We start from the raw sequence: 26224 nt of genomic DNA on the forward strand, positions 1-26224 counted from the left end.
TTAAATAATTATCTTTATTTTAATTTTGTTTAATTTCGTTTTTTCTATACTTTAGCATTGTCCCTAAGCGCGATTGAAGTCAATGAAGATGAGTTCCACGAACATCCGGCCTGAAAACCGGGTATAATGCATCATTAGCCTGGATTTCCGGGATTTACCGGGGAAGGGATCCGGGGAGGTTTTAAAATTTCACGTATGTAGCCTGGCACTGCGGCCAGCCGCAGCCGCTTTAATTCTGTACCAGCAAACCGGCTCCTTTTAAAGTAAACAGACCAAAGTCAGTAACGTTATGAATGTAATACGTCGCTTTGCCTCGAATAGGCCACAGGAGCAGGATTCCTGTTCCTATTATCCGTTTTTACGCATCCCTTCGGCGTTGGCCGGACTTAATAATCACTTAACATTAACTTTAAAATGGGGCATATACCTTTGCGCCTTGAACAGGAACTGAAATCTGAAAACGTTTTTTAAAGCTGAGCGAGCCACATAGGTCTTTTCTATCTGTTATAACGGGGTTATAATTACTTACAAAATTTTGTTGAATGAAACATTTTTTCCTACTTATCTCCGGCCTGCAATTGTTTGCCAGTAGCATTGCATTTGGTAAGGCTGACATCTATCCTGGCGCTTCTTATCCGGGAGCCAAAACAACGGAATACACCGCCCCGGCCATTTACCAGGAAGACTCCAGTATTGTGATAACAGGCAGGGTGACGGACGAAAAAGGAGAAGGGCTGATAGGAGTGAACATTAAAGCCAAATCCGGCAACAAAGGCGTCGTGACCAACCCTGATGGTTCTTATACCCTGGCGCTTTCCGGTTCCAACAGACTTGCATTTTCCTTTATCGGCTACCTTCCCCGCGAATTTGCCGTAACCAAAACCAGCCGCCTGGACGTGCAGCTGCTGCCCGATCCGAAAAGTCTTGACGAAGTGGTGGTAACCTCCCTCGGCATCAAACGCGACGAGAAGGCGCTGGGTTATTCCGCCACCGTGGTAAAGAACGAGCAGCTCACCGATGCGATCTCCAACAACTGGACGGACGCGCTTTCCGGTAAAGTGGCGGGCCTCAACCTGGTGCGCTCCGGCAGCGGTCCCACCGGTTCCAACAAGATCGTGCTCCGTGGCGAAAGTAACCTGACCGGTATTACCGAAGCGCTGGTAGTGGTAGACGGTGTGGTGATCAACAACTCCAGCGGAGCCCGTACAGCGGTAGCCGGAGAAAGCGTATACGGCACCGGCAGCGACAACATGCCGGCGGACTATGGCAGCGGCCTGAACGACATCAACCCCGACGATATTGAGACCATAACCGTACTGAAAGGTCCCGGTGCTGCTGCATTATACGGCCAGCGCGGCGCAGGCGGCGCATTGATCATTACCACCAAATCGGGCAGCAGTAAAAGGAAAGGGCTTGGCGTAACCGTCAACTCCAACCTCAGCCGCGAATACGTGAACCGCTGGCCCGACCTGCAATTCGAATACGGCCAGGGCCTCGACGGCATGGCATACTATTCTTACGGCAATACGGTAGACGGCAGCAGCACCAGCGGCACCAGCTCCGCTTACGGCCCCCGCTTCGATGGGCAGAGCTTCTTCCAGTACGATCCGAAATTGCAGGGCACGGGCAAAGAAAGAACGCCCTGGGTACCGTATGTGAACAAAGTGAATGAATACTTCCGCCCCGGCGAAACCTATACCAACTCCGTTAGCGTGGACGGCGGTACGGATAAAACCTCCGCCCGCTTCTCCATAACCAATGTGAGCAACAGCTGGATCACGCCCAATACGGGTTATGGCCGTAACACCGTGGCATTGTCCGTAAACTCCAAAGTGAACGACAAGCTGCAGATCACCGCCAAAGTGAACTATACCAATAAATCCAGCGATAACCTTCCCGGCGCTGGTTACGGCAACCAGTCCATCATGTACTGGTACATTTTCTGGCAGCCGAACGCAGACCTGGACTGGCTGCGCAACTACTGGCAGACGGGCGATGAAGGCAGGAAGATCAAATTCCCCTTCAGTTCGTTCCCCGAAAACCCGTACGCCATCGCTTACGAATTCCTCAACGAATCCAACCGTCATACGGTGACCGGCAACGTGTCTGCCACCTACAATTTTACGAAAGAACTGAGCCTGATGGTAAGAACTTCCGTGGACCTCGGTTACGAGCAACGTGCCCAGAAACGCCCGTACGACGCCGGTTCCAAGCTCACCAAAGGCAGCTACCGCACGCAGAACATCTTCGGGATGGAATCCAGCACAGACTTCCTGCTGCGTTATGGCAGGAAGATCGGCTCAGACTTCGAGATCTCCGGCACATTGGGCGGAAGCATCCTGAGGAACAATTACAACAGGGACGAAGTACGCGCCGATTCGCTCACCCAGCCCGGAATTTATACATTCGCGAACGCCGCCGGCCCGCTGGCGACCATGCCCTATAAATCCAAATACAGCATCAACAGCGGGTACGGAATGCTGGCATTAGCGTATAAAGATTACCTGTTCGTGGACTTCACCGGCCGCCAGGACTATACCAGTACGCTGGCCACCCCGCTCCGTTCCGATGAAGCCGGTTTCTTCTACGGTTCCGCCAACGCCGCCGTGGTGCTGTCTGAAATATTTAAACTGCCTGCATCCATAAACTACGCAAAAGTGAGATTCTCCGCATCCAGCGTGGGTAGCGGTGGAACGGACGCCTACCTCACCGCATATAACTATGCAACGGCCGGCCCTTTCTACAATGGCGGCCTGGAGAATCCTTCCCTGCTGGCGAACCCTGACCTGAAACCGCTCAGGACCAATTCCTACGAAGTGGGCGCTGCGGCGAAAATGTTCAAGAACCGCTTTGGTTTTGATGTGGCGCTGTACCTGGGCAACACCAAAGACCAGCACCTTAAACGTATAGTAGACAGGGCTTCCGGTTTCAGCCAGATCCTCATCAACGCAGGCGAAGTAAGCAACCGCGGCATTGAAGTGGCGCTGAACGGTACGCCCGTTTCTTCCCGCAGCAGTTTTAAATGGAATACCAATATCGTTTTCTCCGCAAACAGGAACAGGGTAGAACAATTGCTGGACAGCTCCGTGGTACTGAGAACAGGCCCTGTAGGCGGCGGCCAGATCGTTGCCAATGTAGGCGGTAGCATGGGCGACCTTTACGGAAGGGGCTACGTACGCGCCCCGGACGGCCAGATCGTTTACGATGCGAGAACCGGCTTCGCGCTGATCTCCCAGGAGGTGCAGTACCTCGGCAATACCATTCCCAAATGGAAGCTGGGTTTCACCAATGAATTCTACTACAAACAATTCCACCTGAGCCTGCAGTTCGACGGACAATACGGCGCCGTGGCACACTCCCTGATGCATTTCAAAATGGCAGAACAGGGTAAGCTGACCAAAACGCTCCCCGGCCGATACAACGGCATCATCGGTAATGGCGTAATAATGGGCTCGGACGGTAAGTACAGGCCCAACGACGTGATCGCTACAGACATCGATGAATATTACCGTTCACACTACGGTACAGACAATGCCGAGGGCAGCACTTTCAGCACAGACTTCATCAAGTTCAGGGAAGCCCGCCTCGATTATAACCTCAACCCGCGTACGCTGAAAAGACTGGGCCTGCAAAGAGCGACCGTAGGCGTATATGGCCGTAACCTGTTCATCTGGTCAGAATGGCCGATGTTCGATCCCGAATTCGGTACGCTTGCCGGTACGGATATCGTACAGGGTTTTGAGACAGGCCAGTTCCCGTCTACCCGTACCATTGGCTTTAACTTAGTTGTTGGATTTTAATTCGAATAAACATGAAGCGAATCATATATAAACTATCGATGGTTGCGGCACTGATCAGCCTGATCGCCACCTCCTGCACCAAAGACTTTGAAGAAACGAATACCAACCCGAACGCGAGCCCAACCGCCCTGCCGCAGCAATTGCTGCCGCCCGCGCTGGTAGGCACTATGGGCTATCTGCAGCTGCGCAACCGCAACTTCAACAACGAGCTGATGCAGGTGACCGTGGAGCAGAGCGATGCCGAAGGTAAAGTGTTCAGGTACGACTTCCGTTCCAACTGGGCGGATTATCTCTACAACGGCCTGTATTCAGAACTGACAAATTTCAAGGACGTTTACCGGTATGCCGGTAATGACAAGGACAGCATGACCTACAAAGGCATCTCCCTCATCTGCCAGTCGTGGATCTATTCCGTTCTTACAGACACTTACGGCGATCTGCCTTACTTCCAGTCGAACCTGGCCAAGGAAGAAGGTATTTATGAACCGGTGTTTGACAAGCAGAAAGATATTTACCTGGACATCTTCAAAAAACTGGAAGAAGCAAACGCCGCGCTCAGCAGCACCGGCGTCATCAACCTTATCCAAACCTCTGCGGATCCTGTGTATAACGGTACTGCATCATTGTGGCGTAAGTTCGGCAACTCCCTGTATCTCCGCCTGCTGCTGAGAGTAGCGCATAAAGCAGATGTAGGAGCCGATGCGCAGGCCAAGATCAAGGAGATACTGGAAACAAAGACCAGCACTTATCCTCTCATTGCGAACGTAACTGAATCTGCCGTACTGGACTGGACAGGCGCAGGTCCTTATGTATCCCCGCTGATGAGCATACGTGCACAGGATTTTACCGCACCCGGCATTGCGAAGTTCTTTATTGATAATCTCGTTGCCTGGAACGATCCCCGCCTGGATATTCCGACCTGGGGCAGCGGTGGAGCGAACAGGCTTCGTATCGCTCCTTACCAGGGCGGTTACCAGGGTATTCCCAGCGGGTACGCGGTGGGAGAGAACCCGATCAAGAAGTCATATTTCTATTCCACCAGCAGCGCAAATACTTTAATGAACGACCCGATGACGGGCCTGATGTTTCCCTATGCGGAAATAAAATTCATCAAGGCTGAATGTATCGTAAAAGGTTATATCTCCACCGGCAGCGCCGAAACCGAATACAACGCCGGCGTTGAGGCAGGTATCAAGTACTGGCTGCCTGCCTGGGATGTACCTGTGATCGACTATCTCACAGCCGCGGATATCCAGTGGGTTGAAGCAGCCACGCCGGAACAAAAAATGCAGCAGATACATTTGCAAAAATATTATGCGCTTTTTTTAGTGGACATGCAGCAATGGTTTGAATACCGCCGTACAGGCCTCCCGGTGCTGCCTAAAGGCGCCGGCCTGAGGAATAATGGTGTAATGCCCGCCAGGATGACCTATCCCGTATACGTGCAATCCACCAACCCCACCAATTACAAGCTGGCCGTAGCGGCCCAGGGGCCTGATGCGATCTCCACACAGGTATGGTGGCAGAAACCTTAAGCGTGTAAAGAACTTATGCTCAAAGAATAGTTGTAAAGCACTAAAAAAAGTATAATGAAAAATTCAATCATATATTCTTTCCTTTTACTCTCATTGGCCGGCCTGTGGGGTTGCGCGGATGATAACTATCCCGGCGCCCGGATAAGCCCGTACTTTTCCATGTACGACCTCCGGAACCTGTACAAAGGCCAGGATGTAACGCTCACGAAAGAAAAAATGTTCGGCTCCGACAGGCTTACCGGCGTAGTGGTATCAGACCATTCCGGCGGCAACATGCCCGCGGGCCTGCTTTGCATACAGGATGCCCGCCGCATCGGCCTCCGCGGCATTTCCATTCCCCTTGGCAGCGCCGCCGGCAATTATGTTCCCGGCGATTCCATTATCGTACAGGTGGAAGGCGCTGTTTTGAAAAAAGAGAACGGCATACTGCAGGTGACCGGCATTTCCGCCGACGACATCGTGAAAGTATCTTCCAATGTGCCCATCGCCGTGAACCGCGTACCGGTGGACAGGCTGATGAAAAACCCCGATAACTATGAAAGCACGCTGGTGGCGATCGTAAAAGGCGGCTTCGACCCGCTGCCCCAGGAGGGAGACAAGCTGGGCGGCGACAAAACGCTCAACGACGGCTTTGGCAACATCAACCTGCATACGGAAACAACCAGCCAGGTTGCGAATGTGGCAGCGCCGGTGCTGGCCAATTTCTATGGCATTCCCTTTAACAAACAGGTAAGGGAAGATTCCGTAGCTCCGCAATTCCATCTCCGCACGCCGGATGATGTGGTGGTGCTCAGCGCGGAGATCACTACCGCGCCGGTTATCATCACGGGCATGGCAACGGACATCAAAGGCGGCGACGGTAACTATGAATATTTCCAGCTCCTGGCTACCCGCGACATCGACTTTTCCGTTACGCCTTTCTCCGTTGTTACCACCAACAATGCTACCAATTCCACACCCACCGGCTATCCCGCGGCAGGCTGGGCTACCGGCGGCATGCGTACATTCAAATTCAACCTGACCTCCGGCACCGCGGCCAAAGGCACTTACTTCTATGTAGGCGGCGCAGCCAGGCGCATCAATGGCGGCAGCTCCACGGATATCTCTTCCTCCAACTGGATCAGGTATTTCGACTATACGAAACAGGATGGGGACGGCTTCGGCAACAAAACCGGCGGCCTCATGGCCAACAGCGGTTACGCATCCGGTGTGGCCGTGTTCGAAGGCACCAATATCACCGTGGATTCCCGCCCGGTGGACGTGCTCTTTATCTCCAACGGCGGAAGCCTCTGGACCGAAGGCCCGCCGCAAAGAGGGTATAAGATCGCGAATACAGACTGGTATGATATCGTAAATCCCCTCACCCTCCTGGAGCAGCCATATTACATGGCCGGCTCCAACATCCTCTTCCTTTCGTACAACACGGCGGATCTGGGTTACTGGTACATGCTTGGCGGCGAATACAATGCGAGGCTGGGCCGGTGGATGAAAGCCAGGTCGCAGAATAATTTCCTGATGACGAAACAAACCGCCATCGAGGAACTGGAAGGCGAGCTTGCTACCAAATTGTCAGAATAATTTTGCCGGCTTTATAGAGCAAGGGTTACTCCGCTTTGGAGTAACCCTTTTTTTGATCCCCGCCGCTCCTCAGCCACTGGTGTAAAATTGTTTCCCCCGGAATTTTATTTTTTATACTTTGGAAACCTCATTTTAAAATTCCATTTAGATGAACAACGAATACTCAAGAAGGTCGTTCCTGAAGAAAGCCATGCTGGCTTCCGCAGCGGCCGCCACCCCGGGCATCCTGATGGCCGGGCAGCGCGGTCCCCGCAGGATCGGGCCCAACGACAAGGTGAACCTGGCCTGCATCGGCATCGGTAACCGCGGCGGAGAGATCACCGAAGCTTTCGCCAAAACCGGCCTCGCCAATTTCGTCGCATTCTGCGATGTGGACATGGGCGCTCCGCATACCCAGAACATCCTCAAACAATTTCCCGACGTGCCGCGGTTCCAGGACTTCAGGCAGATGTTCGACAAAATGGGCAACCAGATAGACGCGGTAACAGTAGGCGTACCCGATTTCTCTCACTTCCCCATCACCATGATGGCCATGGGTCTCGGCAAGCACGTGTATTGCGAAAAACCGATGGCCCGTACTTTCAACGAAGTGGAACTGATGATGAAAGCAGCGGAGAAGTACCCGAAAGTGGTGACCCAGATGGGCAACCAGGGCCACTCCGAAGCCAACTACTTCCAGTTCAAAACATGGGTGGACGCAGGCATCATTAAAGATGTGACCCGCATAGACGCGCACATGAACTCCCCGCGCCGCTGGCATGGCTGGGATCCGAAGATATCATCCTTCCCCGCGCCTGAGTCTGTTCCTTCCACGCTGGACTGGGACGTTTGGCAGATGGCCACGCAGGGGCATACTTATAATAAAGATTTTGTGAACGGCCAATGGCGCTGCTGGTTCGACTTCGGTATGGGCGCGCTCGGCGACTGGGGCGCGCACATCCTGGACACTGCCCACCAGTTCCTGGACCTGGGCCTGCCTTACGAAGTAGCCCCGCTGAAACTCGAAGGGCATAATAATTTCTTTTACCCGATGAGCACCACGCTCAGCTTCAAATTCCCCGAGCGCAAAAATATGCCCGCGCTGGAAGTGAAATGGTACGACGGCCTGGACAACCTGCCGCCGATCCCGGCGGGCTACGGCGTTTCCGGCCTGGACCCGAACATTCCGCCCCCGAGCACCGGCGCCATCAAACCGGCCAAGCTCAACCCCGGCAAGATCATTTACGGCAAAGACCTGACCTTCAAAGGCGGCTCGCATGCCAGCACGCTTTCCATCATCCCTGAAGAGAAAGCAAAAGAAATGGCTTCCAGGCTGCCGCAAGTGCCGAAGAGCCCGTCCAACCACTTCGCCAACTTCCTGAAAGCCTGTAAAGGCGAAGAGCAGACCCGCTCTCCGTTCGCCATTGCAGGGCCCTTGAGCCAGGTGTTCTGCCTCGGCGTACTGGCGCAATGGACCGGTGAAAAACTCGCATTCGACCGCAAGAAAAAAGTGATCACGAACAACAAACGCGCTAACGAACTCCTCATTGGCCCGCCCCCGCGGAAAGGATGGGAGCAGTATTACAAAGTGTAGTTTGTTGCAGACGATACCAGCAAAGAGACAGCCGCACCGGCTGTCTCTTTTTTTTAATGGCACTATCAGAATTGATGGAAATGGCTTTCTGCGAAACGGTCAAAACCAGTAGATTTGGAACATGGCAGACATGAATCTACAGGCAGTGCTGGAAAATGGACTGGTAAAGCTTATTCCCCTGGAAGAAGCTCATTTTGAGGGCCTTTACGCTGTGGCGTCCGACCCCCTGGTATGGGAGCAGCATCCTAACCGGAACCGTTACGAACGCGAAGTGTTCAAAGTTTTTTTTGAAGGCGCAATCGCATCCCGCGGGGCCTACCTGGTGCTGGACAAAAGCACCGGTGAAATAGTGGGTAGCTCGCGGTATTATGAACTGGACAAGGAGAAAAAAAGCGTTGCAATAGGGTATACTTTCGCGGGCCGGAAATACTGGGGGAAAGGCTTCAATCCCGCCGCCAAAGCGCTGATGCTGGCACATGCTTTTCAATATGTGGACACAGTGGTGTTTCACATCGGGGCCACCAATATCCGCTCGCAGAAAGCGATTGAAAAGTTGGGCCCGGTGAAGACCGGTGAGTTTGAAGTGGCTTATTATGGCGAACCGGTACGGCCCAACTTCATTTATGAGATCAGGAAAGCAGACTGGCTTGCTCTCTGATAAGCTGCACCATGGCGCGCACGCCCTGCGCCAGCAATTTTTCATTAAAAGCCGTGTAGCCCAGGATCAGTGCCGGCGGCTGTTTGTGCTTAAGTGTGTAACCGGATAACGGTACCGCATATATCCCGTGCAGCCGCAGCATTTCCGCTACTTCCTGGTCGTTCATTTCATGCGGCAGCCAGGCCAGCAGGTGCATGCCGCCGGACTGTTTTTCCACACGAAGCAATCCTTCTCCCAGCCGCTGTATCAGTTCCAGTAATATTTCCTGCCGTTTTTTATACAATTGCCGCATCCTGCGGATATGGATCGTGAAATGATCGCCCTGGATGAATTCATGCAATATCAGTTGATCCGTGATGCCGTTCTGCCTGTCCGCAAAAGCCTTCGCATACCCGAAAGCATCCGCCATTTCCCTGTCCGGCAAAATAATGTAGCCTATGCGCAGGCCGGGGAAGAGCACTTTGCTGAAAGTGCCGAGATAGATCACCCGCTTGTGCGGATCCAGCCCCTGCAGCGCGGGCACAGGGTTGGAGCCGTACTGGAATTCGCTGTCGTAATCGTCTTCGATGATCCACATTTTTTTCCTGGTAGCCCATTCCAGCAGCTTCAGCCGTTTGGTGATGCTCAATGTGCCGCCCACGGGGAACTGGTGGGAGGGTGTGATGTAGCAGAGAGAAGCGTTCGGATGTTTTTTGACCGCATGGTCCACATCAAATCCGTCCGCATGCAAAGGCACAGGACAGGCTTTGCCGCCTGCATGCTCGAGCACTGCGCGGGCATTCACATAACCGGGGTCTTCTATCCAGAAGCGGTCGCCCTGCTTCAGCAGCATGGCGGCGGCAAGGTTGAGCGCCTGCTGCGTGCCGGTGGTGATCACGATCTGGTCCGCCCCGCAGCGGATGGCGCGGTTCACGCGCAGGTAGTCCGCAATGGCTGTGCGTAGCGGCAGGTAGCCTTTCGCATCATGGTAATTCAGCGGTTCAAATTCTAGGTTCCTGAATATCCGGTAAGCGCATTTGGCCCAGGTGCGGTACGGAAAATGATCCATGGCGGGCTCGGGGTTCTGGAAAGGTTTTACATTGGCCGGTGCGCTTTCCCTTTGCATGAAGCGGTCGCTCACAGGATATTGGAACCTGACGTCGTTGTGTGGCGCAATTTCTTCAGGCGGCGCCTGTTCCTTCGGCAGCCGCGGCCGTGTATCCGGCAGCGTGCCCGCCACAAAGCTCCCGTTGCCCGTAGCGCCGGTGATAAAACCTTCCAGCGAAAGTTGTTCATACGCCAGCAGGATGATATTGCGGCTGAGCCCCATGCTTTCCGCCAGCAGCCTGCTGGACGGGAGCCTTTGCCCCGGCTGCAGCCTGCGTTCAAGAATAGCGGTGCGCAGCAGGGTGTACACTTGCTTGTATGCGGGAATTTTACTGGCCCTGTTCAGTTCCAGGCCGGGAATACTGATCTGGTGCGATACTTTCGGCATTGATGAGAATATTAGAACCGGGCCATGCAGGCCCGGTACCGGTGGAGATGACCGGTGGCGGGCCGGCATCTTCAACCGTTGAATAAGTTGTGTTGTTCTGAACCTGGCGGGCGACGCTATTTCCGCCGGCATCGCCAACCATTTATACGTTGATCCGTTGTTTGATGGATGACACCGCTTCGGACCGGTTTCTTTTGAATGGCAGGGCCGCTTAAAGGCGCGGTATGATGAACCATTTACGGATTATTCATTTTCTTTGAGGGACAAGCCGCTTTCAATCATTCAACACCGGATCAATTTTGCCCGGATTGGCAGGACCGGCCCCGGGCCTGTGTTTCCCGGAACCGGCTGATCCTGTCATGCATAAACTGTACATACTTACAGTTAGGTTACTGCTTCAAAGATAAGTGGATAATGGATGGTTGAATAATCCAAATAGCATAAAAATGGTAGGGCCATTATTAACAGGCTTTTACAACCTTGTTTGTGAATTTTGCCATTAACAAATGATTAGCGTGGAATCATAGGCTGAATGGGCATATTTACCGATTAACCATACAACCCGGAGCCGGAAGGCCCGGTTTTTCTGCATTCAATTTCGCTTATGAAACAATGTTATCTCTCCCTGCTCAGCCTTATGCTCATACTGGCTGCAGCCTGTAAAAAAGACATCTCTCCCTCGGATGCGCCACAACCCGGCGCCAAAGAGGCTTTGGCGGAAGAGCCCGTCACCCCGATCGGCCAGGCCATTCCTTTGCCCTCCGGCGGGCACAAGCAAACAAATGCCCGTGCGGCCAACATTCCCGTGATCATGGTACATGGCTTCGGCGGCATCAGCCCGGGTGATATGATGGACCAATACCGCTACTGGGGCGGCTGGGACAACATCCCCCAATTCCTCACCGAAAGCGGTTACCCCGCATTTGCAGCCAAGGTAGGGCCGCTCAGCAGCAACTGGGACCGCGCGGTGGAACTGTATTATTACATCAAAGGAGGGCAGGTGGATTATGGTAAGTTCCACAGCGGCAAGGCCGGCCACACGCAGCTGAAGGGCCGTTATTATCCCGGTATTTACCCTGAGTGGGATGAGGATCATCCCGTGCACCTGCTGGGTCATAGCATGGGCGGGCTTACCGTGCGCAAGCTGGTTACCCTGCTGGAGCAGGGTGATGCGGCGGAGCGGCAGGATCCCGGGCATACGGAGATCTTCAGCGGCGGTAAAACCGGCTGGGTGAAGTCCGTTACTACCATCAGCACGCCGCACAATGGCGCTACGCTGGCATACATCCTGGAAGACGGCTACATCCCGTTCGTGCGCCAGCTGATCACCTCAGTTGCCGCGCTGGCGGGCATTTTCCCGGGTGTGGACAAGATATACGATTTCAGTCTTGAACAATGGGGGCTCGAACAAGAGCCCGGTGAAAGCTGGCTGGCGTACGCCAAAAGGGTGGAGCAAAGCAACATCTGGCAAACGGAGGATTATTCCGGTCATGACGTAACGCCTGAAGCAGCGCTGGAGCGCCGCGCCGCGGAACCGGATTCGAAGAACGTATACTATTTTTCAATTTCAACGAAAGCGTCGCTGCGCGGGCTGATCACGGGATGGGAATATCCCCGCCTGGATATGTTCCCCGCGGTGATGCCCATTGCATTTCCCGTGCCTGTGCTGATGGGGCTTGGCAACTACACGCGCAATTCCGGCAAAGTGGTGATAGACGCCAAATGGTGGCCCAACGACGGCGCCGCGAACGTGTACGGCATGAGCGGACCGGAAGGCAGCATTCTTAAAGAATACGATGCCAGGCAGCCGTTGGAGAAAGGCGTATGGAACCATATTGGCATGTATAACGGCTACGATCATTTTGATGTGATCGGGATTGGCTACTGGCAAAGCGTGCGGCCGTTTTACACGAACATCGCGAAGTTGCTCGCGGAGGTGGAATGATGAAGTCTGTATGTTAAAAAAAGCTGCCCGCAACAGGCAGCTTTTTTTTATGCGGATATTTCCGTGCGTCAATAAGTGAATACCTGTGATGGCGGCAGCGTAGTGACGTGTTTCATCTGCCCGCGGCGGAAGTCCTGGTACAGGCGTACGATATCCTCCTGCCGGTCTGCAATGAACGGCCCGTGCGCAATGATGTCATCCCGCTGCGGTTGCCCGCTGTAAAGGATGAAACGCCCGCCTGAAGGGCCTGCTGTTAATGGCAGGTCGCTCAGGGAATCGGCAGAAAGCCTGTCCAGCCAGGCCGCCTGGCCTGCATGCAGCGTTTTGCTGTTGCCGCCGGCTTCCAGGCTTCCTTCGACCATGTACAAAAATGTATTGTATGCGGCCGGAAGTTGCAGCGTGGCATTGGCGCCGGTCTGCAGCCTGACGTCTGCAATGATCACCGGCACATGGTTTTTGAGCGGCGATGTGAGCCCGGCCAGCGAGCCGCTGTACACTTTGACTTCCATGCCGTTCTCCTTTTTTTGGGGGACCTGTTCGTTGCTGAGGTTTTGCACCCGTGGTTGCGACCACCTGTCTTTTTTTGGCAGCGTCAGCCACAGCTGCAGGATGCGCCATTTCGTAAGCGGCGGCAACATTTCGGCGTGCACGATGCCGCTGCCAGCTGTCATCATTTCAAGGTCGCCGGTGTTCAGCGGGATGCCGGGCTCCTGTTTCGTGCCTTCCAGCGCCAGCGTTACCGTTTCGAAGCCTGCATGCGGATGAGGCCCGCCTACGGGGGCGCCTGCAGGTACGCTTATTTCGTCGTCCATCAACAATATAAAAGGGTCTGACTGAATGAAATGCCCCTGCACCACGGCGCGGGCGGTATGCCCTTCACCAAGGAACCCCTGGTGGGGAGCAGGGGTTTCAATGGTTTCCACGTTTCTTCTGAGGTTCATGTGTAATAATTTAATCCTGCAAATTTACCACCGTCCGGGTTCATACAGTGTTCCGCTATACTTGTGTATAGCGGCGGGCATAACCGCCGCCTTCTCTTCCCCAAAAAAATACGATATTCAGTTACAATATTTCTGACGATGAAATCAAGTACGGACGTTATCATCATCGGCGGAGGCCTTTCAGGTCTCGTTGCTGCCAAAGAGCTGGCTGAAAACGGCGTTCAAGTGATATTGCTGGAGCAGGAGGGTGAGCAAAGCCTCGGCGGGCAGGCATTCTGGTCGTTTGGCGGCCTGTTTTTCGTGAATTCGCCTTTGCAGCGGCGCATGGGTATCAAAGACAGCCTTGAGCTGGCCATGCAGGACTGGATGGGCACTGCGGCCTTCGACCGGGAAGAGGATCACTGGCCGCGCAAATGGGCGGAGGCTTACGTTCATTTTGCGGCAGGCGAAAAATACAGCTGGCTGAAGCAGCACGGCCTCCGGTTCTTTCCCGTGGTGGGCTGGGCCGAGCGCGGCGGCTACGGGGCGATCGGGCATGGCAATTCCGTACCGCGCTTTCACGTAACATGGGGTACAGGCCCCGGCGTGATGGAGCCTTTCGCGGCGCGCGTGAAAGCGGCGGCAAACAAAGGCCTGGTGCAATTGAAGTTCCGTCACCGCGTAACGGAGCTGATCGTGGAGAACGGCGCGGTGAAAGGCGTACGCGGCGTAGTGCTTGCGCCTGCGGATGCGAAAAGGGGAGAGCGCAGTCCCGATACCATCACCGGCGACTTTTACATTGAATCCCCGACCGTGGTGATCACTTCCGGCGGCATCGGCGCCAATCACGAGCTGGTACGGAAAAATTGGCCGGAACGGTTGGGGCGGCCGCCGCAGCATATGCTCAGCGGCGTGCCGCATTATGTGGACGGGCGCATGCTGACCGCCGCACAGGCCTCCGGGGCCCGCATCATTAACCCGGACAGGATGTGGCATTATACCGAAGGGATCAAAAACTGGGCGCCCGTATGGGAGAACCACGGCATCAGGATATTACCCGGCCCTTCGTCCCTCTGGCTGGATGCAAAGGGCAACCGCCTGCCCGGCCCGCTGTATCCCGGCTTTGATACGCTGGGCACGCTGCAGCACCTGATGCATACGGGCTACGATCATTCCTGGTTCATTCTCACCCAAAAGGTCATCAAAAAAGAATTTGCATTGTCAGGCTCGGAGCAAAACCCGGACCTCACCAATAAAGAATGGAGCCAGGTACTGAAGCGCGCATTCGGAAAAAAAGCAACAGGCCCGGTGGAGGCGTTCAAGGAAAAAGGAGAGGACTTTATAGTGGCGGACGATCTCAGGACGCTGGTAACGGGAATGAATACACTAACGCCCGAACCTTTGCTGGATTACGAAAAGATCTTCGCGCAGGTAAAGGCCCGCGACAACGAGCTGGACAATAAATTCTGCAAAGACCTCCAGATCGCCGCTATCCGCAACGCCCGCAATTACCTTGGCGACAGGCTGATAAGAACAGCGCCGCTGCACAAATTCCTGGACCCTTCCGCCGGCCCGCTGATAGCCGTAAAGCTGCATATCATTACAAGAAAAACGCTGGGTGGGCTCGAAACAAATCTCAACAGCCAGGTGATGGGTAACGATGGCAAAATAATAGAAGGTTTGTATGCGGCAGGAGAAGCGGCGGGCTTCGGCGGCGGCGGCATGCACGGCTACCGCGCACTGGAAGGCACTTTCCTGGGAGGCTGCATTTTTTCCGGCAGGGCGGCGGCGCGGGGAATATTAGGCATTTAATAGTATAAATAATAAATCCTTAATACAGGAAGCACGCATTTCCGGGGTAACATGAGCATCTTTACTGCTTCAATTATTTATTCCGAAATGAAAAGGAGACAATTTTTACAACAATCCTCATTTGCGGCGTTAGCCTCTTCCATATTTGCACCGGCCGAACTGCTGGCTTCCGGTAAAGAAAACGAAGCAGTAAAATGGGACGGCACCACCGCCCGTAATATCATTTTCCTGGTGAGCGACGGTATGAGCATCGGCACCCTGTCTATGGCCAATATGCTCCTGCACAGGAAAGAAGGCCGTTCCAGCAGCTGGATGGCCTTGTACGAACAGGGGAAAGCCAAACGCGGACTTATGGATACCGCTTCCGCGGATAACCTGGTGACCGATTCCGCCGCAGGCAGCTCAGCCTGGGGTGGCGGCGTGCGCGTACCCAACGGCATGCTGAATGTGAATGCGGACGGATCGTTCAATACCCCCATTCTTCAGAAATTCAAAGCCGCGGGTAAAGCCACCGGCTGCGTTACTTCCGTGCCCATTACCCACGCCACGCCCGCAGGGTTTTGCGTGAACAATTCCAGCAGGAGCTCCCAGCCGGAAATTGCAGAACAGTACCTGGGTCTTCGCTTTGATGTGATGATGGGCGGCGGAACGGAATTCTTCAGCGCCGAAACCCGCAAAGACAAACAGGACCTTTTTGCCAAATACGCCCAGGCAGGCTTCAGCGTAGCGCGCACTAAGCAGGAAATGCTGAACGCCGCCACGAACCAGCCATTGATGGCCGTATTCCATGAAGACGCTATTCCTTATGCGCTGGATCATGCGAATGATACCGGACTGCAGGCCACCATTCCCACCCTCGCGGAAATGACCAAAACCGCAATAGAACGCCTGAACAAAAACAAAAAAGGTTTCGTGCTGCAGGTGGAAGGCGGAAAAGTGGACTGGGGCGCTCATTCCAACGACCTCGGCGGCCTGATCTACGACCAGGTGGCTTTTGATGAAGCGATACAGGTAGCGGTGGACTTTGCGGAGAAAGACAGGAACACGCTCATTATCATCACTACGGACCATGGTAATGCCAATCCCGGGATTTTCGGCGGCAGCAAGGAAAATAAAAAATTCGACAGCATCCAGCAGTTCAAACATACCAACGACTGGATACTGAAAGGCATCAACAAGGATTTCACCGCCGCACAGGTGAGGGAAAGAGTGGAAGCGGCACTGGGCATCGCCATTAAACCGGAAGAAGCGCATTCGCTGCTGGGTCATTATGTGCACCCCGATGGCGAAGGGCTGTACAATAAAGCAAAGCTGCCTTTCAGGGAGCTGGGCGAGCTGCTGAGCGGCTATACTACCGTGCATTGGGCTTCTATGGATCACTCCGCCGATCATGTGGAGCTGACCATGCTGGGCCCGGGCAGCCAGATGCTGAAGCCGTTCATGCTGAATACCGAATTGCATAACCTTATGCTGGAAGCCGCAGGCGTAAAAAAAGCATAGTGTAAGATATTTCCATCCATTGTTTTCAAAGTTGTTGATCAATCCCTCTACCGGGAAAAGGGCCGGCCGTTGCGCCGGCCCTTTTTGATGAGTTTGGCGAGATGCTGTAGTAGTAATACTACAGCCTGATCGTACTCGTTCTATACAGCGGCCCTCATGCCGTCGTTACCTTAGCAGATCGGATGATCCGGCCTATTCTTAAAAATACAGGACAGGTAAAGCCATATTCTATTTAACCATATTACGCCTATGAAGATTTTTACCCTTCTTGTGTGGGTACGCGGCACAGCGTATTCCAGGTATTTCCCGATAATGTTTTGTTTGTTAGCAACCGCCTTCGTGAAAGCAGCTGCATTTCGTGTTACTGATCCGTGCCACTTCTAAAACCTAAACTCCCGGAACCTTGAAGCAATTTTATTTTTCCATAAAAAAACACAGGCGCATTGCGATGGCCGCATTGCTGATTTTAATGACCAGCGGGCTTTCCGCGCAGGAACAAAAAGGAGAGCTGCGCCTTGCGGATGAAGCTTACGACCGGCAGGAATATGCGCTGGCCGGCAGCCTCTACACCCGCGTGGTAAAAAACAAAGGCACGCATGCACCCACAGACCTGCTGCTGAAGCTCGCCATCTGTCACCGCGAGGTGGGTAATTTCAGTCAATCAGCAGGCTGGTACGCAGAAGTGATCCGGCGGCCGGACCATTCCAGGGGCGCTTATTTTGCCTATGGCGAAGTGCTGCGGAATATGGAGCAATACGATTCCGCCCGCGTGCAATATAATCTCTTTGAAACCGGGGAGGCAGACAGCCTTCAGCTGAAAACAGCCGCCCTGCAGGGTTGCAGCGATGCCCTGAAATGGCGCGAACGTAAAGTGAACCTGAACAACCTCAAAGGATTAAAAGAACTGAACACGCCTTATTCTGAATGGATCAGCGGCGCGGTGCGCCAGGGCCTGCTGATCGTGAGCAACGGCTACCGCAGGATGATGCTGAACGATGGCGCGGAAAACAATCCTGCTTCAGACAAAAGAACTTTTCAGCCTTATTACAAAGCATATGTTTACCAGCAATACCCTGGCGGCAATGCGGTGATGTACCTGGAAGAGATGCTGCCCAAAGTGCTGGGTAAATATGATTATCATATCGGTCCCGCCTGCTTCAGCGCTAAAGAAGACACTGTATATGTAACAGTGAATGAACAGGAAAAACCGGCGGTAACGCAAAAGCGTGGCACGAACAACGGCAGGCGGCGCCTGGTGCTGTATTATTCCGTAAAGAAAGATAATGTTTGGTCTTCCCTCAAATTATTGACCGGTCTGAATTCGGACGGGTCCTCCTCCAGCCATCCTGTGTTGAGCAGTGCTGGAGACTTGCTTTACTTTGTATCTGACAGGCCGGGAGGATATGGGCAAACAGATATCTGGTACAGTGAAAAACAGGCGGACAGCAGCTGGGGCAAGCCAGTGAACTGCGGCCCCCGGATCAACACCGTAGCCTCCGAAACCTTTCCCACCTTTAATGAAGAAGGTACCCTGTACTTTTCCAGCAAAGGCCATCCCGGTATGGGAGGTTACGACATTTTCCGGGCAACCGGCGCCAAAGCCGGATGGGATACGCCGTTCAACCTGCAGCTTCCCTTCAACTCCGGTGCGGACGATATGGGCTTCATCCTGAAAGTGAATGGTTACGAAGGATATTTTTCCTCCAACCGCAACGGCGGCCTGGGTTCCGATGATGTGTACCACTTCATGGACCCGGCTATGACCAGCTGGCTGAGCGGCGGCGGAACAACGCCTGACGGCAAGCCGCAGAACAACGTAAAAGACTCTACAGGCAATCAGCTCATAGATCCTGTTACCGGCAAACCCGCCAGTCCTTCAACAGGCGGCAGCACAGCGGGCGCAACACCCGCCAAAAGACCGTTGACGGCTGAGGAGAAGGAAATGGTGGGCAAAGTAGAGAAACTCCAGTTCCTCTACGATTACAACAGCGTGGAATTATTGTCTGAATCGCGCAAGATGCTGGACTATGTGGCCGGCGTGCTGAAACAGCACCCGGACTGGAAACTGATGGTGCTTTCGTTTACAGACAGCCGTGGCGGCGACCAGTACAATACCGACCTTTCGGCATTGCGCTGCTACGCGGTGATCGATTACCTGGCGGCAAAAGGCATTTCACCCAAACGCCTCTATTACCGGAATATGGGCGAGCAAAATCTTGTAAACCCTTGTAAGGACGGCGTTCCCTGCACCGAGCAACAGCAGCGGCGGAACAGGCGGTCCGAGCTTAGGGTCATCTACTAATGGCTTCGAATAATGGTTATCATAGGAAAGGGGCTGTCTGTTGAGACGGCCCTATTTTTTTATCTTTGCCGGATGAAGATCTACCAGGCATTCATACAGCTGCAGGAAAGGAAACGCGGTTTCCACCTGATCACCGCCGAAGTGGCGCAGGCCCTGCCACAGCTCAGAGAGCTGAAAACCGGCATGTGCCAGGTATTTATCCGGCACACTTCCGCTTCGCTCACCATCAACGAAAATGCAGACCCCACCGTGCGCAAGGACTTTGAAATGTATTTCAGCAAGGCCGTGCCCGAGAACGACCCGCAATACCTTCATGACGACGAAGGTCCCGATGATATGCCCGCCCACCTGAAAGCGGCCCTGCTGGGCAGCTCTGTGATGATACCCGTGCGCAACGGCAGGCTGGCTTTGGGTACCTGGCAGGGCGTGTATCTCTGCGAACACCGCAACCACGGCGGCCCCAGGGAGATCGTCATTACCGCCTGGGGAGAAGAGGAGCCCGCCTGAAAGTTTTATTAACTTAGCAGCCGGCTCCGGCAGGCGGAGCCTGTTTTTTCATTCAACAAAAAAAATAATGAGCAATACCATACAAAGCCAGATATACCAGGATGGCGCGGCCATTCCCTGGGAAGACGCAGCACCGGGTATACAGCGGCAAATGCTTGGTTACGATAACAGCGTGATGCTGGTGAAAGTGAAATTCGAAAAAGGGGCCGTTGGCGATATGCACCAGCACCCGCACACGCAGGTGAGCTACGTGGAAAGCGGCAGCTTTGAGCTGACCATCGGCGGGGAAAAGAAAGTGCTGCGTACAGGCGACGGGTATTTTGTGCCTTCGAACGTGCTGCACGGCTGTGTTTGCCTTGAACCTGGCGTGCTGATAGACGTGTTCACCCCTCACCGCGCAGATTTCCTGGCCAAAAAATAACGCATATGCAATACCCCGCAATAGCCGCTTTCATCAACGCCGTGATCGATAAAGTGGAAGAGCTTATTCCTGAATACATGCAACGGAAAGAGGACCGCGAGAAGGAGAGGGGCGGCGTGGCCGTTTGCATCCTCGACCCTGAAGGCCGAGTATATGGCAAGATGTTCGGCGAAGACAGGATCATGGCCCGCGAGCGTTACCGCGTAGCCTGGACGAAGGCCAGCCAGGCCTGGATCACCGGCCTGCCCACCGGGGAATATGAAAGGCGCGTATTCAATAAAGAGATAGACGAAGGGCAGTTCGGCATCCGCAGGCCCGACCTGATAGGCTGGGAAGGCGGCCAGCCGCTGTATCTGCCGGATGGCACCATGATCGCGGCGGGCTTCGGCGGTTTCACGAGCGCCAGCGACCTGGAGATCGTTCAGCGGGCGCTGGCGATGGTACGATAGCCATATGGAAAATAATAAAGATCGCATCTTCCAGGCATGAAAATCTGCCTTCTCATGATCTTATGCTGCCCGGTGCTGCTGAAAGCCCAGCAAGGGAATTACACAAGATCTTTCTGAATGGTTTCATCTGTAAGGTTTTTATAGTTTAAAACAGAAAGATGTACGAATGCGGATATTCCATATCTCAAATCCTTAACTTTAAACAAAAAAGAAAATGGCAAGAGCATTTTTAGGCATGGGCCTTTTAGGAGCGAATTTCGTAAAGGCCATGCTGGATAAAGGAGAAAAAGTACAGATATGGAACCGTAATCCTGAAAGGGCCAGGGCGCTGGAAGCTTCCGGTGCGGAAGTGTTCGCCTCAGCGGCGGACGCCGTTAAAGGCGCGGATCATGTGCACATTACGGTGAAAGACGATGCCGCGGTGAATGAAGTATTGGCGGCCGCCGCGCCCGGCCTGAAACCCGGCGCAATCATCATTGATCATACCACCACTACGGTGGAAGGCGCGCGGCAGCGAACCGAAGCATGGAAAGACAAAGGTTTCACCTACCTGCACGCACCGGTGTTCATGGGCCCGGCCAACGCCCGCGAAGGCAGCGGCTACATGCTGGTTTCCGGCGACCAGGCCCTGATTGAAAAAGTACAACCCCTGCTGGATAAAATGACCGGCAAAGTGATCAACTTAGGGCCGGAAGAAGGCAAGGCCGCAGGCATGAAGCTCATCGGCAACAGCTTCCTGGTGACGTTCGTGGCGGGTTTGTCGGACACATTGTCCCTCGGCAAGGCGCTGAACATCTCCGCGCAGGACATTGGCTCCCTGTTCGACATCTGGAACCCCGCACAAATGTTGCCCGTCCGCCTCCAGCGCATGAGCAGCGGCGATTACAGCAAAGCTTCCTGGGAGCTGAACATGGCCCGGAAAGACACGCAGATATTCATCAACACCGTGAACGAAAATAATGGTTCGCTTACCGTACTGCCTGCTATCGCAGCCACTATGGACAAATGGATCGAAAAGGGCTTCGGTACCAGCGACTGGACCGTGATTGCGAAAGATGCGGTTTCCTGAAGAGGATAAGAAATTCCATTCGTCATGGCTGAAAGGAACGCACAGGTGGAACGGGCAATAACGGAGCAGTCCTGACAAAAGCGCAAAAAGAAAAGGCTTCCCCATGGGGAAGCCTTTGAAATATCTTCAGCATACCTACACAAAAAATTCCGGCAGCAGTTCCTTACACACCTTCCTCGCTGCGCTTACTTCTTCTTCCGGTATCCATTTATACGGCCAGCGCAGGCGAGTACCCACTTCCGCCCAGCCGCCGATGGCCGCGAGGAATTTGTCCACCGCCTGGTTCGAATATCCCTGCTGCGTGATATACGGCACGATCTGTTCGTTCATAAAACGCTGGATACGTCCTTCCAGTTCCAGCGCGGCTTCCATATGGGTATGCATGCTGTCGTACCACTGCTGTGCCACGAGCGGGTTCAGGCAGGCCACATTAGAATAGGCCCCGTGCGCGCCTGCCCGCACGCCGGTGGCAAGGTGATGGCCGGGAATGAAGACGGAGAGCCCGGGGTTGAGGCCCAGCATCTCCTTATACCAGGCAGCATCGCCACCCGGCAGTTTGCAGCCCGCCAGTTGAATGCCAGCTTCGCGGATCATTTTGAAATCGCCGGGGCTCAGCCTCACCTTTGAATGCGGCGGATTGTAAAGAATAAGCCGGATAGAACCTGCCGCTTCTTCCATCTTCCGGAGAAAAACTATGATCTCGTCCATTTTCGGCGGGAACCAGTCCGGCAGTATCACCTGGATGGCCGACGGTTGCAGGGCAACAGCCCTTTTCAGCCTTTCAAGGGATAGCTGCGGGCTCATATGGCTGCAGCCAACCTGGAAAGGCATACCGGCCTTGTTGCATTTTTCCGCCAGCAGGCCGTTCACTTCGTCGAACTCCTGCTCGGTCTGGTTATAAAATTCGCCGGCGGTACCGTTGGAATAAATGCCATCCACTTTCATGGCGATCAGCTGGTCTATTTCAGCGGCCAGGCGAGGGTAATGAATGCTGTCGTCCGTATGAACGGGCAATAGCAGGGTAGCCCAGTTGCCGCGTATCTCGTGGCTTTGTAAAGGAATCATAGCGTTGGATCGTAGAATTTAATATGTCATACAATTCTACAAAATAGTAAAAATCCCGCATGCTGCTCTTGAGGAACAGGCTATATTTGGGAATATGAGCAAATTACTGAACCGGTCGCTGAAGAAATTTATCATATACGCCGCGCTGGTGCTGGTTTTCAGCATACCCGCGTATTACCTCACCATCAGCATGCTGCTGCAATATGAGTTCGAAGAGCACCACATCGTTCTTTCGCCGGAAGCGGGCAGGGAAGACCGTTACCTGATCATTGTCGCGGTAACGCTGCTTACGGTATTGTTCTTTATCCTGTTGCTGGGCGGTTTCATTTTGCTGAACCGCCGTGTGTCAGGCAGGATGTGGCAGCCTTTTTACCGCAGCCTGGGGCAAATAAAGCAGTTCGACCTGGACCGGCAGGAAACAGTCGTGTTCGAAGAAACCGATATTGAAGAGTTTGCAGAGCTGAACCGGAGCCTGCACAAGCTTATTACGGGCAATATTGCAGCTTACACCCAGCAGAAAGAGTTTGCGGACAATGCCTCCCACGAGCTGCAAACGCCGCTGGCCATCATACAATCCAAGCTCGACCTGCTGCTGCAAACCCCGTCGCTCACGGATGAACAGTACAACATCATCGAGGACGCAAACAAAGCGCTGGCCCGGGTTACCCGCATCAACAAGAACCTGCTGCTGCTCACTAAAATTGAGAACAGCCTGTTCATGGACAAGGAGGAGATCGATCTTTCAGGCCTGCTGGCCAGTACGGTGAACCTGTTCTCCGGTTTTTCCGAAAGCAGGCAGCTGGCCGTGGAAACCCACATCCGCCCTAATGTAAAAGTGATGGGCAACAGGATACTGGTGGAAATACTGCTGAATAACCTGCTCACCAATGCGATCCGTTATAGCCCTGATAATAATCCCATTGTTGTTCGCCTCTCCGGAAAGGAACTGATGATCACGAACGCGGGCGCAGTGGGGCTGAAACAGGAACGGCTGTTCAAACGGTTCGGCGGCGCTTCTTCCGGGTCGCCGGGCACAGGCCTCGGGCTGGCGCTGGTGAAGCAGATCTGCAGCCGCTACGGCTGGCGCGTGATCTACTCATTCGACCAGTCACTGCATGTTTTTTCGGTGGAATTTTGATATATTTAGGATAACGGGAATTTTATTAGTAATCATTAAATACTTATAGTATGACCTTACTAAAAAATATCTTCACCCTCTTGCTCTTCACCGCCTTCGTTTCCTTCACACCGCCGCACCACGGCTGGGCCAATTACGATCAGAATAAAACCCTTGATTACACCGGCACTATCCAGTCTTCCGTGTACGAAAACCCGCACAGCGTTATTAAAGTGAACCAGGACAAAAAGACCTGGACGGTGATACTGGCGCCTGTAAGCCGCATGAGCGCCCGCGGCGTAACCGCCGATATGATCAAAAAAGGCAGCTCTGTACGCGTGGTAGGCTACCCGCACAAAGAGGTCAAAGACGAAATGCGCGCGGAGAGGATCTTCATCAACGGAACCAAATATGAGCTGCGTTGATGCCTGTGCCGGCTGAGTGGCTGCAGTTCCTGGAGCATTTACGCTTGTCGGCCGCCATCCGGCAGTCTGCCTGGTTGTACCCTTTCCTGGAGATCGTGCACATCGCCGGCATCGTAGTGCTGGTGGGACCCGCCGTAATGTTCGACCTGCGGTTGCTCGGCGCATCGAAGCACCTGCCCGTGAACGGTCTTTCGCGCCATTTACTTACCTGGTCCGTACGCGGGCTCTGGCTCGTGATCCCTTCCGGCATCCTGCTTTTTATTACCAATGCCGTTGCGCTGGGCAACGATCCCGTTTTCTGGACGAAGCTGTGCCTGCTGGCGCTGGCCGCGGGCAATGCCCTGCTGTTCCGTGTATTCAGACCCGTAGACGAGCGGGAACATTTGCCCGGGAAGGTGAAAGCCGTTGCCATAGCGTCTCTCCTGCTATGGACCGCCATTATTGCCTGCGGGCGGATGCTGGCTTATTGATCTGACGATACCCTGACGGCAGGAGGATGGCGAAGCTCTCCACGCCCGCCGAAGTGGAACAGGGGAACAATAGACCTCCAGTGGATGATAAAAGCCTGGCTGGAGAAGGTAGAGAACCTCTCCCGGAACAACCGTAAAACCCCGGTATCCAAACAAGTAGCGGCTACAGCGGTTCCCTGCCGCAACACTACTACTATCAGTAGTCTGTATCCCCCCGACTTTGCCTACTTTTCCATCTGGACAAATTTGGTAAAAAGGGTAATATGAAATTACTCAGGAAATTGTTGTGGACTTACATGCCGATCCTGGTTATCATGCCGCTCTTCTTCATTGTGTTATCGTTGGTCCCTAACCGTTATGCTTCTGCTTACCGGGATACAGGGCGGAAGGTATTTATCAAAAAAGAAGCCGGCGGGTACAAGCTTTACCGGAACGGCCGCCCGTTTTTCGTACAAGGCGCTTCAGGCAGCGCATTCCTGGAGCAGCTGCGCGAGGCGGGAGGGAACACGATCAGGACGTATGATACCCTGGGGCTGGCGGCTATCCTGGACGAAGCGCAGAAAAACGATATAGCGGTGATCGTCGGGCTGCCCATGCCCATGAGCGTTTACCGCGATTACTTTTATGCGGACGATGAGAAGGTGAACGCCATGACCGAAGCCTTCCGCCATACCGTAACCCGTTATAAAGATCACCCCGCCCTGCTGATGTGGTGCCTGGGCAATGAGCCGGTCATGACCTGGAAGCCGGGCTACAGCGCATTCTATAAAGCGTACAACCGTATGCTGAACATGATCCACGCCACCGATCCCGATCACCCCGTTACCACCACTGTTCCCAATTTCAACATCGCGCAGGTAATGATGATCCGCAACAAGGTGCCGGGGCTGGATCTTATTTCCTTTAATACATTCGGTAAGCTGGAACAGCTGAACGGTCAGCTGGAAAAATATGACTGGTTGTGGAGCGGCCCCTTCCTCGTGATGGAATGGGGCGCGTACGGGCCCTGGGAGTCTGAGCTGACCGCCTGGAAAGCCCCCCTGGAAAACACCAGCACCAAAAAGGCGGAACATTACCGCTACATGTATGACAAATTGATGCCGCTGAAACATCCGAATTTCCTGGGTTCTACTGTTTTTTTCTGGGGCGCGAAGCAGGAAGTGACGCCCACCTGGTTCAGCATGTTCTCCGAAACAGGCGGGCCCACGGAATCGGTGACTGTGATGAAGGAACTATGGAAAAAGACGGGACATGACGCCGGGCTTCCGCGGCTGAAATATATGCTGGTAGACGGCAAAGGCGCGCGGGACAACCTGATGTTCAGGCCCGGCAGCGCACGCTCTGCGGAGTTTTTCCTGGAAGGGGATAACAAAGCGGAGATCGCTTCCGTGCGCTGGCGGATCATGGAAGAAGACTGGTATAAGAACGATAAAAGGAAAAGGCCGCCGGCCACCTTACTGGATACGCTCGCCGGAATGAGCAACGGCAGGAAGCTGCTGTTCAAAGCGCCGGCAAAAGAAGGCCCTTACCGGATCTATGTCAGCATTGCGGATGAAAAAGGGAATATTGCCACGGCGAACACGCCGTTTTATGTATTGAAGTAA

20 protein-coding genes are annotated in these 26224 nt (G+C 53.9%); 17 read left to right on the forward strand and 3 right to left on the reverse strand.

Translation table 11 applies throughout. The features are described from left to right. Positions 1–542 precede the first annotated feature (542 nt). The 5 genes from ACTJIK_RS13070 (at position 543) to ACTJIK_RS13090 (ending at position 9144) form a co-directional block, all read left to right on the forward strand. Positions 543–3800, forward strand: a complete 3258-nt coding sequence (locus ACTJIK_RS13070) for a SusC/RagA family TonB-linked outer membrane protein (RefSeq protein ID WP_440646801.1) — start codon at positions 543–545, stop codon at positions 3798–3800. A gap of 11 nt (positions 3801–3811) precedes the next feature. Then, a complete protein-coding gene (locus ACTJIK_RS13075; RefSeq protein WP_440646802.1) occupies positions 3812–5335 on the forward strand; it encodes a SusD/RagB family nutrient-binding outer membrane lipoprotein in 1524 nt (507 codons plus the stop codon). Between the two features lie 54 nt (positions 5336–5389). Continuing rightward, positions 5390–6913 carry a DUF5689 domain-containing protein gene (locus tag ACTJIK_RS13080; RefSeq protein WP_440646803.1) on the forward strand — a complete coding sequence of 508 codons (1524 nt, stop codon included), beginning with the start codon at positions 5390–5392 and terminating at the stop codon, positions 6911–6913. A 148-nt stretch (positions 6914–7061) separates the two neighbouring features. Beyond that, positions 7062–8486 (forward strand): Gfo/Idh/MocA family oxidoreductase, encoded by a 1425-nt coding sequence (locus tag ACTJIK_RS13085; RefSeq protein WP_440646804.1) that lies wholly within the window; start codon positions 7062–7064, stop codon positions 8484–8486. A 130-nt stretch (positions 8487–8616) separates the two neighbouring features. Beyond that, positions 8617–9144, forward strand: a complete 528-nt coding sequence (locus ACTJIK_RS13090; RefSeq protein WP_440646805.1) for a GNAT family N-acetyltransferase — start codon at positions 8617–8619, stop codon at positions 9142–9144. Here ACTJIK_RS13090 and pdxR read toward each other — a convergent pair. Then, positions 9116–10618, reverse strand: coding sequence for a MocR-like pyridoxine biosynthesis transcription factor PdxR (pdxR, locus tag ACTJIK_RS13095; RefSeq protein WP_440646806.1), 1503 nt, complete (start codon positions 10616–10618; stop codon positions 9116–9118). The two genes, ACTJIK_RS13090 and pdxR, sit on opposite strands and share 29 nt — an antisense overlap. A gap of 604 nt (positions 10619–11222) precedes the next feature. Between pdxR and ACTJIK_RS13100 the strand changes: the two genes are divergently transcribed. Continuing rightward, a complete protein-coding gene (locus tag ACTJIK_RS13100; protein ID WP_440646807.1) occupies positions 11223–12563 on the forward strand; it encodes an esterase/lipase family protein in 1341 nt (446 codons plus the stop codon). A 68-nt stretch (positions 12564–12631) separates the two neighbouring features. Here ACTJIK_RS13100 and ACTJIK_RS13105 read toward each other — a convergent pair whose 3' ends face one another. Further along, the gene (locus ACTJIK_RS13105; RefSeq protein WP_440646808.1) at positions 12632–13504 is read right to left on the reverse strand and encodes a pirin family protein; all 873 of its coding nucleotides are present in this window, start codon (positions 13502–13504) and stop codon (positions 12632–12634) included. 138 nt (positions 13505–13642) lie between these two features. Here ACTJIK_RS13105 and ACTJIK_RS13110 point away from each other — a divergent pair, with 138 nt between their 5' ends. From ACTJIK_RS13110 to ACTJIK_RS13140, 7 genes are all read left to right on the forward strand, one after another. Beyond that, positions 13643–15295: an FAD-binding dehydrogenase gene (locus ACTJIK_RS13110; protein ID WP_440646809.1), complete on the forward strand. Its 1653-nt coding sequence runs from the start codon at positions 13643–13645 to the stop codon at positions 15293–15295. A gap of 87 nt (positions 15296–15382) precedes the next feature. Then, positions 15383–16795 (forward strand): alkaline phosphatase, encoded by a 1413-nt coding sequence (locus ACTJIK_RS13115; protein WP_440646810.1) that lies wholly within the window; start codon positions 15383–15385, stop codon positions 16793–16795. Between the two features lie 448 nt (positions 16796–17243). Next, entirely contained in the window at positions 17244–19097 is a 1854-nt protein-coding gene (locus ACTJIK_RS13120) for an OmpA family protein (RefSeq protein ID WP_440646811.1), read from the forward strand. Between the two features lie 72 nt (positions 19098–19169). Continuing rightward, entirely contained in the window at positions 19170–19604 is a 435-nt protein-coding gene (locus tag ACTJIK_RS13125) for a secondary thiamine-phosphate synthase enzyme YjbQ (RefSeq protein WP_440646812.1), read from the forward strand. Between the two features lie 67 nt (positions 19605–19671). Then, positions 19672–20025, forward strand: coding sequence for a cupin domain-containing protein (locus tag ACTJIK_RS13130; RefSeq protein WP_440646813.1), 354 nt, complete (start codon positions 19672–19674; stop codon positions 20023–20025). A gap of 5 nt (positions 20026–20030) precedes the next feature. Continuing rightward, on the forward strand, positions 20031–20474 hold the full coding sequence (locus ACTJIK_RS13135; RefSeq protein ID WP_440646814.1) for a GlcG/HbpS family heme-binding protein: 444 nt from the start codon (positions 20031–20033) through the stop codon (positions 20472–20474). A gap of 214 nt (positions 20475–20688) precedes the next feature. Continuing rightward, positions 20689–21543 carry an NAD(P)-dependent oxidoreductase gene (locus ACTJIK_RS13140; RefSeq protein WP_440646815.1) on the forward strand — a complete coding sequence of 285 codons (855 nt, stop codon included), beginning with the start codon at positions 20689–20691 and terminating at the stop codon, positions 21541–21543. A 135-nt stretch (positions 21544–21678) separates the two neighbouring features. Here the strand turns inward: ACTJIK_RS13140 and ACTJIK_RS13145 are convergent, their stop codons facing one another. Beyond that, positions 21679–22608: a dihydrodipicolinate synthase family protein gene (locus ACTJIK_RS13145; RefSeq protein WP_440646816.1), complete on the reverse strand. Its 930-nt coding sequence runs from the start codon at positions 22606–22608 to the stop codon at positions 21679–21681. A 94-nt stretch (positions 22609–22702) separates the two neighbouring features. Between ACTJIK_RS13145 and ACTJIK_RS13150 the strand changes: the two genes are divergently transcribed. The 4 genes from ACTJIK_RS13150 (at position 22703) to ACTJIK_RS13165 (ending at position 26224) form a co-directional block, all read left to right on the forward strand. Next, positions 22703–23746 carry a sensor histidine kinase gene (locus ACTJIK_RS13150; protein WP_440646817.1) on the forward strand — a complete coding sequence of 348 codons (1044 nt, stop codon included), beginning with the start codon at positions 22703–22705 and terminating at the stop codon, positions 23744–23746. 50 nt (positions 23747–23796) lie between these two features. Next, positions 23797–24150, forward strand: a complete 354-nt coding sequence (locus tag ACTJIK_RS13155; RefSeq protein WP_440646818.1) for a DUF6152 family protein — start codon at positions 23797–23799, stop codon at positions 24148–24150. Then, on the forward strand, positions 24150–24620 hold the full coding sequence (locus ACTJIK_RS13160; RefSeq protein WP_440646819.1) for a DUF6644 family protein: 471 nt from the start codon (positions 24150–24152) through the stop codon (positions 24618–24620). Before ACTJIK_RS13155 ends, ACTJIK_RS13160 begins: the two co-directional genes overlap by 1 nt. A 263-nt stretch (positions 24621–24883) precedes the next feature. Continuing rightward, a complete protein-coding gene (locus ACTJIK_RS13165) occupies positions 24884–26224 on the forward strand; it encodes a glycoside hydrolase family 2 TIM barrel-domain containing protein (RefSeq protein WP_440646820.1) in 1341 nt (446 codons plus the stop codon).

It is taken from the genome of Chitinophaga sp. 22620 (assembly GCF_052044405.1).
Lineage (GTDB): Bacteria > Bacteroidota > Bacteroidia > Chitinophagales > Chitinophagaceae > Chitinophaga.

What these genes read in the sequence shown, in the direction of transcription:
- ACTJIK_RS13070 (WP_440646801.1), top strand. Translation starts at nt 543, where the DNA reads ATGAAACATTTTTTCCTACTTATCTCCGGCCTGCAATTGTTTGCCAGT.
- ACTJIK_RS13075 (WP_440646802.1), top strand. Translation starts at nt 3,812, where the DNA reads ATGAAGCGAATCATATATAAACTATCGATGGTTGCGGCACTGATCAGC.
- ACTJIK_RS13080 (WP_440646803.1), top strand. Translation starts at nt 5,390, where the DNA reads ATGAAAAATTCAATCATATATTCTTTCCTTTTACTCTCATTGGCCGGC.
- ACTJIK_RS13085 (WP_440646804.1), top strand. Translation starts at nt 7,062, where the DNA reads ATGAACAACGAATACTCAAGAAGGTCGTTCCTGAAGAAAGCCATGCTG.
- ACTJIK_RS13090 (WP_440646805.1), top strand. Translation starts at nt 8,617, where the DNA reads ATGAATCTACAGGCAGTGCTGGAAAATGGACTGGTAAAGCTTATTCCC.
- pdxR (WP_440646806.1), bottom strand. Translation starts at nt 10,618, where the DNA reads ATGCCGAAAGTATCGCACCAGATCAGTATTCCCGGCCTGGAACTGAAC.
- ACTJIK_RS13100 (WP_440646807.1), top strand. Translation starts at nt 11,223, where the DNA reads ATGAAACAATGTTATCTCTCCCTGCTCAGCCTTATGCTCATACTGGCT.
- ACTJIK_RS13105 (WP_440646808.1), bottom strand. Translation starts at nt 13,504, where the DNA reads ATGAACCTCAGAAGAAACGTGGAAACCATTGAAACCCCTGCTCCCCAC.
- ACTJIK_RS13110 (WP_440646809.1), top strand. Translation starts at nt 13,643, where the DNA reads ATGAAATCAAGTACGGACGTTATCATCATCGGCGGAGGCCTTTCAGGT.
- ACTJIK_RS13115 (WP_440646810.1), top strand. Translation starts at nt 15,383, where the DNA reads ATGAAAAGGAGACAATTTTTACAACAATCCTCATTTGCGGCGTTAGCC.
- ACTJIK_RS13120 (WP_440646811.1), top strand. Translation starts at nt 17,244, where the DNA reads ATGGCCGCATTGCTGATTTTAATGACCAGCGGGCTTTCCGCGCAGGAA.
- ACTJIK_RS13125 (WP_440646812.1), top strand. Translation starts at nt 19,170, where the DNA reads ATGAAGATCTACCAGGCATTCATACAGCTGCAGGAAAGGAAACGCGGT.
- ACTJIK_RS13130 (WP_440646813.1), top strand. Translation starts at nt 19,672, where the DNA reads ATGAGCAATACCATACAAAGCCAGATATACCAGGATGGCGCGGCCATT.
- ACTJIK_RS13135 (WP_440646814.1), top strand. Translation starts at nt 20,031, where the DNA reads ATGCAATACCCCGCAATAGCCGCTTTCATCAACGCCGTGATCGATAAA.
- ACTJIK_RS13140 (WP_440646815.1), top strand. Translation starts at nt 20,689, where the DNA reads ATGGCAAGAGCATTTTTAGGCATGGGCCTTTTAGGAGCGAATTTCGTA.
- ACTJIK_RS13145 (WP_440646816.1), bottom strand. Translation starts at nt 22,608, where the DNA reads ATGATTCCTTTACAAAGCCACGAGATACGCGGCAACTGGGCTACCCTG.
- ACTJIK_RS13150 (WP_440646817.1), top strand. Translation starts at nt 22,703, where the DNA reads ATGAGCAAATTACTGAACCGGTCGCTGAAGAAATTTATCATATACGCC.
- ACTJIK_RS13155 (WP_440646818.1), top strand. Translation starts at nt 23,797, where the DNA reads ATGACCTTACTAAAAAATATCTTCACCCTCTTGCTCTTCACCGCCTTC.
- ACTJIK_RS13160 (WP_440646819.1), top strand. Translation starts at nt 24,150, where the DNA reads ATGCCTGTGCCGGCTGAGTGGCTGCAGTTCCTGGAGCATTTACGCTTG.
- ACTJIK_RS13165 (WP_440646820.1), top strand. Translation starts at nt 24,884, where the DNA reads ATGAAATTACTCAGGAAATTGTTGTGGACTTACATGCCGATCCTGGTT.